Genomic DNA, 11,354 nt, shown 5'->3' with positions numbered 1-11,354 from the left:
TCAATCTCGTCCTTAAACCGGCATCTGCATGATGTCTTGATAAGCCTGAACCAGCTTGTTGCGCACCTGGGTCAGGGCCTGGAACGACACGCTGGCTTTTTGCGAGGCAATCATCACGTCCGTCAGATCGACGCCGCTCTTGCCGATTTCGAACGCGTTGGCCAATTGACTCGAAGCCTGTTGGGTATCGTTCACTTTGTTGATGGCCTGACCGAGCATGTCGGAAAAGTTGCTGCCTGCCACTTCCGGGACAGCGGAAGTCGATTTCGGCTTCGACATGGCGTCCATTTGCATGGCCTTCATGTCCATCATCAACCGATTAAATTCAATACCTTGGCTCATGGTCTACTCTCTTGGGCGGCCCGCAATTTTTTGACACTCACTCGGCGGGTACTCAGGTGTTAGCAACAACGGTGCCAGCTCATGGGCACCGCTTTCAGAAAAGCCGTTTCAAACGTTTGCGCCACTGGTCAGGTCGCGAACAGGTAGCCTTCGACATCCATGCCCGCATCGCGCATTTGCGCCAGTTTGTAACGCAGGGTGCGCGGGCTGATGCCGAGTTTTTCCGCCGCTTCCTTGCGCCGGCCGCGCTCGGTGCGCAGGGTGTCGATGATCATCTGGAACTCGCGGCGACGCAGGTCATCGCCCAGCGCACCGGCCGAGTCCGCCTCGATCTCGACTTCGCGAATGACCGGTACAACCGGCGCAACCGCCGGCAATGGAGCGAACAGCGCAGGCCCGGAGAGACAGAAATCCTGCGGCTGGATCAACCCGCCCTGCTGGAGAATCAAGGCCCGCTGGACCGCGTTATCCAGCTCGCGCACGTTGCCCGGCCACGGATAACCAATCAGGCACGCTTGCGCCTCGGGCGAAAACTTCGCCATCGCATGCTTCATTTTATTGACGTGTTTGGCCAACAGACGCTCGGCCAGCGGCAGGATATCGGCGGTGCGCTCGCGCAACGGACGCCAGGCCAGGGGAAATACCGACAGACGATAGTAAAGGTCTTCACGAAACCGCCCCGCCGCGACTTCGCCGGCCAGATCCCGGTTGGTGGTCGCCACCACGCGAATATCGAGGGTGATCGGCTTGCGTGCACCGACCCGCTCCACTTCCCGTTCCTGCAACACCCGCAGCAACTTGGCTTGCAAGCCCAGGGGCATTTCGGAAATTTCATCGAGCAGAATGGTGCCGCCGTCCGCCTGTTCGAACTTGCCGGCCTGGGCTGCGATGGCGCCGGTGAACGAGCCTTTTTCGTGACCGAACAGGGTCGCTTCGAGCATGTTGTCCGGGATCGCCGCACAGTTGATCGCAATGAACGGCTGACTGGCGCGATGAGACTGCTGGTGAATGTAGCGCGCCAGCACTTCCTTGCCGGTACCGGACTCGCCGGAGATCAGCACGGTGGAATCGCTGCGTGCGACCCGCGCCGCCAGATCCAGCAATTGAGCACTGGCGGGCTCGACCGCGATCGGCCCTTCAGCGTCGCTGAGACCGAGACTGCCCAGGGCGTGACGCGCTACCAGATCCAGCAGGGCCTTGGGCTCGAACGGTTTGACCAGATAATCCGCCGCCCCCTGGCGCATCGCATCGACCGCGCGCTCGACCGCGCCATGGGCGGTCATCAGCAGCACCGGCAATTGCGGCTGCCGCGCGCGCAGCAAGCCGAGCAATTGATGGCCGTCCATGCCCGGCATGTTGACGTCGCTGACCACCAGACTGAACGCTTCGCGCTCGACGGCCTTCAGCGCCTCTTCGGCCGAACCCACTGCGTGGTAGTCGTGGCCGGCCAACAACAGCGTATCGGCCAGCGCCTCGCGCAACGAGCGGTCATCCTCGACCAGCAGAACCTTGATGCCCATGACCTTCACTCAGCTCCCTGTACAGCAGAAAACAACGGCAGGATGACCTGCGCGCACGTACCGCGCCCGACCCGCGAACGCAGCTGCAATTCTCCCTGATGCGCACGCGCCACGGCCTTGACCACGGTCAGGCCCAGGCCGGTGCCGGTGACTTTGGTGGTGAAAAAGGGCTCGCCCAACCGCGCCAGCACTGCCGCATCGATACCGCTGCCGCTGTCACTCACACACAGGCGCAAGGTGTTGTCGCGGGTATAGCAATGCACCTTCAGACGCACCTCGCCGGCACTCGCCTGAATCGCGTTTTCAATCAGATTGAGTAACGCCCCGACCAGCGTGTCGCGGTTGCACAGCAACTCGCCGGCGTGGCTGTCGCACTGCCAGCGAATCGGCAGATCCTGCACATGGGTCAGCGCCGCAGCCTGTAACGACTGCATCAAGGCGCCGGGCGTGACGCGGTCGGTCAACGGCAGCTCACCGCGAGCGAACACCAACATGTCGCGCACCTGATGCTCCAGCTCGTGCAGGCGCTCCTTGAGGCGCCCGGCAAAACGCTGCTGGGTGGCGACCGGCAATTGCTGCTCGGTCAAATGACTGGCGTATAACAATGCAGCGGACAACGGCGTGCGAATCTGATGAGCCAGCGATGCGACCATCCGCCCCAGGGACGACAGTCGCTCGTGGCGGGCCAACTGATCCTGCAAGTGACGGGTTTCAGTCAGGTCGTTGAGCAGCACCAACTGCCCCGGCTCGGCATCCAGCGAGCGGGTGGCAATCGACAGGCGTCGACCGTTTTTCAAGGAAATTTCGTGGCCGTCATCTTCACGGGGCGCGAAGCAACGGGCGATGACATGGCGCCACAACTCACCTTCCAGCGGCAGGCCAAGCAATTCGATGGCGGCGGGATTGGCCTCGCACACGATGCCGTGACCGTCGATGACGATGACGCCACCGGGCAACAGATCGAGAAGGTTTTGCAGACGGTTGGCCAGCCGTTCTTTTTCCGCCAGTTCCTGCATGCGCTGGGCGCTGACTACGGCCAGCTCACCCTTGAGCTCGGTAACCCGGGCTTCGAGCATGCTGTAGGAGTCGGTCAGCTGGCTGGACATCTGATTGAACAGGGCGAATGCCTGCTCAAGCCCTTGGCGGCTCGCCTGCTCTACGGACGGCAGTTGCCCCGAGGACTCGGGGACAGAAGACATCTGGGAGGCTTGGGGCATTGTGCTCTCTCGCTTGGCTGACCGTCAGTTAAACGGAACGTTGCGAGGGATGTAGCAATACCCGTGCCTAAAAAAAACCGCTTATAAATGAAGCAGTTGAAAAACAGGCGTCAATCATCCGCCTGTTCATCTCCTTCACGACGGCTCATGCCGTACTTGCGCATCTTCTCCACCAGCGTGGTGCGGCGAATGCGCAGGCGTTCGGCGGCGCGGGCCACGATGCCGTTGGCGTCGTCCAGCGCCTGCTGGATCAAGCCCTGCTCCAGACCACCGAGGTAATCCTTCAGGTCAAGACCTTCCGGCGGCAGCATGGCATTGGCGGTGAAGTCCGGCGTATGGCCGTTGATCGCCACACGCTCTTCCAGATCGCTGCGCAGGCTGTCGACCATTTGCTCGTCTTCGTCGTCGACGTAGCGGAATTTCTTCGGCAGCTCGACCACGCCGATCACCCCGTACGGATGCATGATCGCCATGCGCTCCACCAGGTTGGCCAGCTCGCGGACGTTGCCCGGCCAGCCGTGGCGGCACAGAGACATGATCGCAGCAGAGTTGAAGCGGATCGAACCGCGCTTCTCGTGCTCCATGCGCGAGATCAGCTCGTTCATCAGCAACGGAATGTCTTCGACGCGCTCGCGCAGCGGCGCCATCTCGATCGGGAACACGTTCAGGCGATAGTAGAGGTCTTCGCGGAAGGTGCCGATCTCGATCATGCTTTCGAGATTCTTGTGGGTGGCCGCGATGATGCGCACGTCGACGCTCTGGGTCTTGTTGCTGCCCACGCGCTCAAAGGTGCGCTCCTGCAGCACACGCAATAGCTTGACCTGCATCGGCAGCGGCATGTCGCCGATTTCATCGAGGAACAGCGTACCGCCGTTGGCCAGCTCGAAACGACCGGCACGGCTGGTGATCGCGCCGGTGAAGGCACCCTTCTCGTGACCGAACAGCTCGCTTTCCAGCAACTCGGCCGGGATTGCGCCACAGTTGACCGGCACGAACGGCGCGTCGCGGCGCTTGGAATGGTAATGCAGGTTGCGCGCAACCACTTCCTTGCCGGTGCCGGACTCGCCGAGGATCAGTACGCTGGCGTCGGTGTCGGCCACTTGCTGCATCATCTGACGCACGTGCTGGATCGCGCGGCTGGTGCCGACGAGACTACGGAACAGGTTGGGCTCACGATGACGGCCGCGCTCGCGGGCCTGGTCGTACATCTCGCGATAGACCTGGGCGCGGTGCAGGGAGTCCAGCAGTTTGCTGTAGCTCGGCGGCATTTCGAGGGTCGAAAGTACCCGGCGGCGCTGGTCTTCGGGCAAGTCAACCGAAGAATTATCGCCCATCAGCAAAACCGGAAGGAACTCATCCCAGGTTGAGAGTGTCTTTAACAGGCCCAAAAGCGCACCAGGAGCATTGACCGTCCCGATCAGTACGCAAATGACCTCACGACTAGACGACAAAGAGCCGACTGCCTGCTGCCAGTCATGGCTTCCGCAGGGTAAATTTTCTTCGCCAAGAAAATTCAAGATCACCGCCAGGTCGCGGCGGCGGACGCTATCGTCATCGATCAGCAGAATTTTGGTTTCACGCCACATGCAATAGCAACTTCCCTAGTCAACTCAATGCCCAAAATGAGGGGCAAGCGAGACGCTTGCAGGACACCCTGTGCCTGTAGACGCCTGAAATCTGAAAACAGCCACTAGTTAAGTCAAAAAACCGTGCACAGTCAAATTTATGGCGCACATGTCTGGATTAACTGAGGGTTAATTAACCAAACAGATGGTAAACCTTTGCCGCATTCTGCGCTTGGGTGATCTGCGACATCTCGTCGACTATCGCCTGACGCTCACCCATGGCGACTTCAAGCAGCTGCTTGTACACGTGCAGCAACTCCTCAAGATTGTCCCGCAGCGCTACTTCATCAAGAGACGCCTCACTCATGACATCTTCCATGCAGGAACGGCAATCGAGATCCAGTTGACCGATCGCCTCCCAGTTGCGCTCGGCCAGGGCACCGACCAACGCCACTCGGGTTTCTTCGATTCGCTGCAATACAAGACTCATGATGATCTCCTTAAAACTGAGGAGCAGGCGTAGGAGCAATGGCGTCCCAGCCTTCTTTTACCGTGCTCAACAAGCCGGCAACCTCGTCCAGAATACGCGGGTCGCTGCTGATGTTCGCCTCGGCGAGACGCTTCATCATGTAGATGTAAAGACCATCCAGATCTGCCAGCGTATCCGCGCAATTTTCCAGATCCAGGCCTTCACGCAGGCCACTGACGATGCCAATGGCCTTGCTGATCGACGTGCACTTGGCAGGAATATCCTTGCGCTCGATCGCACCCTTGGCCTGGGCGATACGGTCCAGGCCGCCTTCCATCAGCATTTGCACCAGGCGATGAGGGCTGGCTTCGGACGTCTGAGCCTGCGCACCTACTTTCTGGTATTGCCGAAGGGCTAACATCGGATTCATGTTCTACCTCATTTGCCACAATGACTCGTATGAACAGTGTATCGCCAGCGAGTCGAAAAACTTTAGACCATAAGACAAAAACCCGGCGCACGCTCGAAAGCGTAGCCGGGTTTTTGTCGCTCTTGCATATTACTTCGCGGATTGCTGAGCATTCAGCGAGCTGAAGAACGACGTGATGTTGCTCGCCGTAGCCTTCATTTGCCCTACCAGCAAGTCCATGGCGTTGTACTTGGCAGTCAACGTCTTGGTCAGGTTGGCCACACGCAGATCCAGCGCCAGTTGCTGGGAAGTGAGGTTACGTGTGTTGTTGTTCAGGATAGTCAGGCGCTGATCCAGCAGGCCGGTGGTGGTCTTGCCATCGGCCGAAGCCTTGAGGTAAGGATCCACGGCCTTGCTCATGCGCGCCAACAGACCATTGGTGTCGTTGGTGCCAGTGAACATCTCCTGGACCTTGCCGCTCATGCCCGGAGTAGCCATGGCCTTGTTGAATGCAGTCGTGTCGAACGTCAGGTTACCGGTATTGCGGTCGGTCATGACCCCCAACTGCGACAGATAGGCTATCGGGCTGCCAGCGGTTGCACTCGGGGCGGTAATTTGCCCACGGATATCGGCAACCAGCGAGCGCGCCAGGGAGTCACCGGTGAACGCCGCCTGAACGGTCAGCTTGCCATCTTCGTCCGGGGTCGCCTTGGACAAGGTGTCGATGGTGTTTTTCAAGGTGTTGTAGGCATCGACGAACGCCTGAACCGACGTCTGCAAACCTTTGGTATTACCGTCGACAGTCACCGTGACAGGTGTCGGTGGCGTACCCGGGCTGGCCGTTACCAGGTTCATCGTCAGACCGCTGATAGCACCGGTAACCGTGTTGCTCTTGCTGGTCACCGCCAGACCATCAATGGTCAGCGACGCATCCTTGGCGAGGCCATTGACCGCGCCGGAGTCACCGGCGGCCGGGTTGGAGCCCATCGACTGGGTACCGTCGATTTCCAGGCCGGCAATGCCGCTGACTTTCATGTCGGAGCCGGCGCCAGTCTTGCTCGAACTGATCACCAGGCGCGAAGCACCCGAGCTGTCGGTCACAATGTTGGCGGAAATACCGTTGACGGCCTGAGCCGAGTTAATCGCATCCCGGGTACTCTGCAAGGTGGCATTGGCCGGGATCGTGACATTGTAATCAGTGCCATTCTGAGTGATTTTCAGGGTACCACTCGGAATGGCACTGGCAGCACCGCCGGCAAAGGATGCACTGGCTATTTTCGAGCCGGTAGCCAGATTATTCACAACAACACTGTAAGTACCCGAGACGGCGGTGTTATCCGCAGAAACCCCCAGAACGGCCGGAGTGCCCGAAGTTGCCGTGTAACCGGCAAACGCTGGATTGGTCTTGCTGCCCAGATTGGTCATCGCGGTCTGGAATGCGGTCAGCGCACTCTTCAACGTGCCGATACCGGAAATCTTCAGCGTGTTGGTTTTAGTCGCATTATCGATCTGCGTCTGCTTCGGCGACTTGTCGGCATTGACCAGCGCAGTAACGATTGCACCGATGTCCAGGCCGGAGCCCAGGCCCGAACCCGGTAAAATTGGACTTGCCATGTGCATCTCCCTTGGGGTTGTTGCCAGTCTTTTGACCCTTGCCGGCGCCTAAAGAACTTCAAACACTATTCATGCCAGTTATCAGACTTTGGCGTCGAACAACACGTGACTTGCGTTGGCGAGGCTGTCTGCCAGCTTCAGGGCTTCTGCGGAAGGGATCTGTCGTACGACCTCGCCCGTCTCGCTTGCGATCACCTTGACGATGACCTTCCCGGAATGCTCATCGATCGAGAACTCCAGATTGCGCTTGATCGACTGAACGAACTTCTCGATCTCCTGCACCGCCAGCTTCAGCTTGTTTTCATCGGCTTCCTGGCTCTTTTTCGAGGCAGGAACCGCTTCAACGGTCTGAGGCTTCGTTTCCACCGGCTTGTCAGCAACGGTATTGGCTGGCTTGGGAGCCGGATAAGACACGTTAAGCTTGACGCTCATGTCCATGCTCATCACCTCATAACGTAAAAAGCGAGAGAGCACGCAAGCGCACTCCCCCGCTAAAACTCATTCCGAAATTACTGAAGCAGCTTCAGTACAGCGGAAGGCAGTTGGTTGGCTTGGGCCAGAACAGAGGTCGAAGCCTGTTGCAGGGTTTGCTGCTTGGTCAGGTTAGCAGTCTCTGCGGCGAAGTCGGTATCTTGTACGCGACCTTGTGCAGCAGTGGTGTTCTCGGTGATGTTCTGCAAGTTCTGGATGGTGCTGGTCAGGCGGTTTTGCGAAGCACCCAGGCTGGCACGAGTTGCACCGATTGCAGCGATAGCGGCGTCGATTGCAGTGATCGCGTTGTCGATGTTCTGCGCAGCAGAACCAGCACCAGTACCCGAAGTACCGGTCAGAACTACAGTACCGCTACCTACGGACAGGCTGACGGCGTCGAACTTGGAGCTCAGTACCAGGTCGATGTGGTTAGCCGAACCGGTGTTTGCACCCACTTGCAGAGTCACAGTACCAGCCGAACCGTCCAGCAGGTTTTTGCCGTTCAGGTTGGTAGCGGCCGAGATACGGGTGATTTCGTCAGACATCTGAGCGAATTCAGCGTTGGTAGCGGTCTGGTCAGCAGTACCGTTGGTACCGTTACGTGCTTTAACAGCCAGTTCACGCATACGCTGCAGAATGTCGGTCGAAGCTTGCAGAGCGCCTTCAGCGGTCTGGGCAACGGAGATACCGTCGTTGGCGTTCTGGATTGCCTGGGTGTTACCGCGGATCTGGGAAGACATACGGTTGGAGATCTGCAGGCCAGCGGCGTCGTCTTTAGCGCTGTTGATTTTCAGGCCGGAAGACAGGCGCTGCATCGAAGTCGACAGAGCGTCGGAAGCGCGGTTCAGGTTTTTCTGAACGTTCAACGACGTGGTGTTGGTGTTTACTGTTAAAGCCATGACGAATTCCTCGTTGGTTGGGTACTGCGGCTTCCGGCCCTGGCAACCGCCGGGTATGGCCTAGAGAACCTTCGTAATAGTTATCGTCGGGTTTGCAGGTTGCTTGAGGGCTTTTTTGAAAAAATTTGCCATCAACCTGCCACCCCCAAGAAAACAAAGACTTAGTAGCACTTTACCTTCGAAAAAATGACGTCATAAAACCGTCCGTGGCGCAAACCTGCGGGCCAGTGCTGTCGGCTTTTCTCAAGCCGCAGAATTTTCCAGCAACCCGATCAATTCGTACTCCATGAAATCGGCGAGCCCGAGCCAGTCCTGGCACTCCTGACATTCGAGCATTCGCGTGAGCACTTGCGCCCACGACTGCTGGATATCCGGCGAAGCGGACACCAGCAATTGCTGTGCACCTTCGAATACATCCACCATCTCCAGCGCCGCTTCGACATCGCGCCCCAGGCGAAACAGGCCGGCGCACCGCCGGCATTCGTCGATACAGCCTTGCAGCGCACTCATTGCACGAACTCCTGATTGAAACGCGTCCCGGCAATCAACGCACCTGCGCGGCTACTGTTGAAAAACTCGACGTGCGGCTGACTGGCGATGTATCGCTCCAGCACACACAGATAACCGCGAAAATTGAGCTGCGTACTGACACGCTCGCCGAAGCCGTCACGCACCCAGTGTCGCGCCTGATTCACCGAGGGGCCCAGGTCACCGTCACTCCAGCCGGCGTGGGTCTTGTTCATCGGGAAGGCAAAATCGGCGCCGAACAGCGTGATCCGCGCCGCGCCCATCTTCACCGCCAGATCCACCGCCGGATGAATCACACTGCCGCCCACATGCAGCAGCGCTCTTGGGTGCTGCTCACGCAACGCCGCATAGACCGGACTCAGCGAATAACCGCCGTAGCGCTTGCCCTTCCATGCCCTCAACACCTCAGGGTCGCTCATCGGCAAATACACCAGCGGGATGCCGTCGGACTCTTCAAAGGGCAAATGCCGGAAGCTGATGCGCTGGTCGATGCTCACCACGTAGTCGGGCACGATCCCGTGCTCACGCAGCGGGCGGTAAGCGGTATCGACACAGATGAACAATGGACGCCCGGCCCGCTCGCGAATCGCGGCCAGTCGCTCGAAATGCTGCTCAAGGGTCGGTCCGGTGCCGATCACATAAATCTCCCGACCGGCACAGGTACCGAACAACGTCGCCACATCATCGTCAGCGAGCAATACCGGCAAGCAATCCTGCAGACGCTGTTGAATGAACGGTGACTGCGGATCGAATTCACGGTTGTTGAAGCTCAGGTGCACTTCACTGACCAGTCGATCACGAATCTTCGCGTTGAAATCATCGGCCAGCAGCATTTCGGCAGGCAATGCGAAGAACGGCGTGCAGATGTCGGGCAGGTCGCCGGCGTAGAGCAATTCAACCCGCGAATCCTGCAGCCACTCACGCTGATCGAGCAGTTGCAGCACCAGAGCAAACAGCGCGCCATTGAGGATGTGTACGTAAAGTCGCTCAAGCCCGGCGCGCTCCAGCAGCACCGTGGGCAGATCTCCCAGGCCGGTGCCGTAGACGTGCAGCTGCGGCTTGTCCGCCGGCAGACTGGCGGCCTGAATCTGCGCCTCCCGGACACGATCATGACGACTGGTGAGCTGAATGCCGCCGATGCTCAGCGTCGAGCCCAGCCCTTGCGTCAGTTCGGCCTCGATCGCCGAACTGTCTTCGTTCAGCAATCGTGCGAACAGCGCCGGCCAGCGTCGTTCGATGACTTCAGCGTTGGCCTGGAAAAACTCGCTCATGGCGCCTCGCGCTCCCTTCAGGCAAAAAAATAGCGTTCAAGGTTACCCCTTGAACGCTCTTTTTGTATCCGTCGTTTTTGGTGGATTCAAGGACGATAGATAATCGCCGAACCCCACGACAGTCCGACACCGAAACCACTGATCGCGATGCGATTCCAGTCGGAATCAAGCACGTGCTTCTCCAGCAGCAACGGCACGCTGGACGACACGGTGTTACCGGTCTCGACCATGTCCTTGATGAACTTCTCCGGCTCGCCTTCGAAGCGCCGCGCCACGGCGTCGACAATCGCCGCACTGCCCTGGTGGATGCAGAAGGCATCGATGTCATCGGCCTTGAGACCGGAATCGTCGAGCAGTTCGTGAAGATGCGCCGGGACTTTGAGCAGCGCGAAGTTGAACACCTGACGCCCGTTCATGAAGAACACGCCATCGGTCACCTTCAGGTGCGGTGCGCCGGAACCGTCGGTGCCGAACTTGGCCTTGCCCAGCGCCCAGACCGGATCTTCGCCCATCCAGGTCGCGGTGGCGGCGTCGCCGAACAACATGGTGGTGTTGCGATCTTCCGGATCGACGATCTTCGAATACGGGTCAGCGGTGATCAGCAGACCGTTTTTCAGGCCGGCGGCTTCCATGAAGCCCTTGATCGCGTAGATGCCGTAGACGTAACCGGAGCAGCCCAGGGAAATATCGAACGCCGCGACATGGGTCGGCAGGCCAAGCTTGTCCTGCACGATTGCAGCAGTATGCGGCAAGCCTTCTTCGTCACCGTTCTGGGTCACGACGATCAGCGCATCGATGGATTCACGTTTCAGCTCAGGGTTGTTGGTAAACAGCGCATTGGCCGCTTCAACGCACAGATCGGACGTTTCCTGTTCTGCGTCTTTACGTGGCAGGAAGGCCGAACCGATCTTGCCGAGGATGAATTCTTCATCCTTCTCGAATTTTGCACCTTGTGCGTAATTGTCCACGCCGGCTACAGGAACGTAGCTCGCAATGCTTTTTATGCCAATCATTACGGCTTCCCAATAATAAACAGCCCAATACCACCG

12 protein-coding genes are annotated in these 11,354 nt (G+C 58.8%); all 12 read right to left on the bottom strand.

Going from position 1 to position 11,354, the window contains the following annotated elements; all coding sequences use genetic code 11:
• Window positions 1-12: 12 nt before the first annotated feature.
• The 12 genes from fliE to CAF73_RS17215 all read right to left on the bottom strand — a co-directional run bounded on the left by fliE (window position 13) and on the right by CAF73_RS17215 (window position 11,318).
• On the bottom strand, window positions 13-342 hold the full coding sequence (gene fliE, locus CAF73_RS17270) for a flagellar hook-basal body complex protein FliE (RefSeq protein ID WP_011333048.1): 330 nt from the start codon (window positions 340-342) through the stop codon (window positions 13-15).
• A 128-nt stretch (window positions 343-470) separates the two neighbouring features.
• The gene (locus CAF73_RS17265) at window positions 471-1,862 is read right to left on the bottom strand and encodes a sigma-54 dependent transcriptional regulator (RefSeq protein WP_085703343.1); all 1,392 of its coding nucleotides are present in this window, start codon (window positions 1,860-1,862) and stop codon (window positions 471-473) included.
• A gap of 5 nt (window positions 1,863-1,867) precedes the next feature.
• Window positions 1,868-3,079 (bottom strand): ATP-binding protein, encoded by a 1,212-nt coding sequence (locus tag CAF73_RS17260; protein WP_085703342.1) that lies wholly within the window; start codon window positions 3,077-3,079, stop codon window positions 1,868-1,870.
• Window positions 3,080-3,189: 110 nt separating this feature from the next.
• On the bottom strand, window positions 3,190-4,665 hold the full coding sequence (locus tag CAF73_RS17255; RefSeq protein ID WP_003222863.1) for a sigma-54 dependent transcriptional regulator: 1,476 nt from the start codon (window positions 4,663-4,665) through the stop codon (window positions 3,190-3,192).
• A 172-nt stretch (window positions 4,666-4,837) separates the two neighbouring features.
• Window positions 4,838-5,134 carry a flagellar protein FliT gene (locus tag CAF73_RS17250; protein ID WP_085683003.1) on the bottom strand — a complete coding sequence of 99 codons (297 nt, stop codon included), beginning with the start codon at window positions 5,132-5,134 and terminating at the stop codon, window positions 4,838-4,840.
• A gap of 10 nt (window positions 5,135-5,144) precedes the next feature.
• Window positions 5,145-5,543 (bottom strand): flagellar export chaperone FliS, encoded by a 399-nt coding sequence (gene fliS, locus CAF73_RS17245; protein WP_085699470.1) that lies wholly within the window; start codon window positions 5,541-5,543, stop codon window positions 5,145-5,147.
• A gap of 129 nt (window positions 5,544-5,672) precedes the next feature.
• Window positions 5,673-7,136: a flagellar filament capping protein FliD gene (gene fliD, locus CAF73_RS17240; protein ID WP_085699472.1), complete on the bottom strand. Its 1,464-nt coding sequence runs from the start codon at window positions 7,134-7,136 to the stop codon at window positions 5,673-5,675.
• A gap of 81 nt (window positions 7,137-7,217) precedes the next feature.
• Window positions 7,218-7,574, bottom strand: coding sequence for a flagellar protein FlaG (locus CAF73_RS17235; protein ID WP_085683005.1), 357 nt, complete (start codon window positions 7,572-7,574; stop codon window positions 7,218-7,220).
• Between the two features lie 71 nt (window positions 7,575-7,645).
• Window positions 7,646-8,506: a flagellin domain-containing protein gene (locus tag CAF73_RS17230; protein WP_085699475.1), complete on the bottom strand. Its 861-nt coding sequence runs from the start codon at window positions 8,504-8,506 to the stop codon at window positions 7,646-7,648.
• A gap of 243 nt (window positions 8,507-8,749) precedes the next feature.
• On the bottom strand, window positions 8,750-9,016 hold the full coding sequence (locus tag CAF73_RS17225; protein ID WP_085699477.1) for a hypothetical protein: 267 nt from the start codon (window positions 9,014-9,016) through the stop codon (window positions 8,750-8,752).
• Window positions 9,013-10,305: a motility associated factor glycosyltransferase family protein gene (locus CAF73_RS17220; protein WP_085703341.1), complete on the bottom strand. Its 1,293-nt coding sequence runs from the start codon at window positions 10,303-10,305 to the stop codon at window positions 9,013-9,015. The genes CAF73_RS17225 and CAF73_RS17220 overlap by 4 nt, the downstream gene beginning before the upstream one ends.
• 86 nt (window positions 10,306-10,391) lie before the next feature.
• On the bottom strand, window positions 10,392-11,318 hold the full coding sequence (locus CAF73_RS17215; RefSeq protein ID WP_085703340.1) for a ketoacyl-ACP synthase III: 927 nt from the start codon (window positions 11,316-11,318) through the stop codon (window positions 10,392-10,394).
• Window positions 11,319-11,354: the final 36 nt, after the last annotated feature.

Origin of the sequence: Pseudomonas sp. B15(2017) (genome assembly GCF_002113215.1) — a bacterium.
GTDB lineage: Bacteria > Pseudomonadota > Gammaproteobacteria > Pseudomonadales > Pseudomonadaceae > Aquipseudomonas.
The sequence above is the reverse complement of the archived record's forward strand: the minus strand, read 5'-3'. Positions and strand labels throughout refer to the sequence as shown.

Bases quoted from the DNA above. Each gene is read 5' to 3' on its own strand.
- CAF73_RS17255 (WP_003222863.1), bottom strand. From the start codon at position 4,665: ATGTGGCGTGAAACCAAAATTCTGCTGATCGATGACGATAGCGTCCGC.
- CAF73_RS17225 (WP_085699477.1), bottom strand. From the start codon at position 9,016: ATGAGTGCGCTGCAAGGCTGTATCGACGAATGCCGGCGGTGCGCCGGC.
- CAF73_RS17235 (WP_085683005.1), bottom strand. From the start codon at position 7,574: ATGGACATGAGCGTCAAGCTTAACGTGTCTTATCCGGCTCCCAAGCCA.
- CAF73_RS17250 (WP_085683003.1), bottom strand. From the start codon at position 5,134: ATGAGTCTTGTATTGCAGCGAATCGAAGAAACCCGAGTGGCGTTGGTC.
- CAF73_RS17230 (WP_085699475.1), bottom strand. From the start codon at position 8,506: ATGGCTTTAACAGTAAACACCAACACCACGTCGTTGAACGTTCAGAAA.
- fliE (WP_011333048.1), bottom strand. From the start codon at position 342: ATGAGCCAAGGTATTGAATTTAATCGGTTGATGATGGACATGAAGGCC.
- fliS (WP_085699470.1), bottom strand. From the start codon at position 5,543: ATGAATCCGATGTTAGCCCTTCGGCAATACCAGAAAGTAGGTGCGCAG.
- CAF73_RS17220 (WP_085703341.1), bottom strand. From the start codon at position 10,305: ATGAGCGAGTTTTTCCAGGCCAACGCTGAAGTCATCGAACGACGCTGG.
- fliD (WP_085699472.1), bottom strand. From the start codon at position 7,136: ATGGCAAGTCCAATTTTACCGGGTTCGGGCCTGGGCTCCGGCCTGGAC.
- CAF73_RS17260 (WP_085703342.1), bottom strand. From the start codon at position 3,079: ATGCCCCAAGCCTCCCAGATGTCTTCTGTCCCCGAGTCCTCGGGGCAA.
- CAF73_RS17265 (WP_085703343.1), bottom strand. From the start codon at position 1,862: ATGGGCATCAAGGTTCTGCTGGTCGAGGATGACCGCTCGTTGCGCGAG.
- CAF73_RS17215 (WP_085703340.1), bottom strand. From the start codon at position 11,318: ATGATTGGCATAAAAAGCATTGCGAGCTACGTTCCTGTAGCCGGCGTG.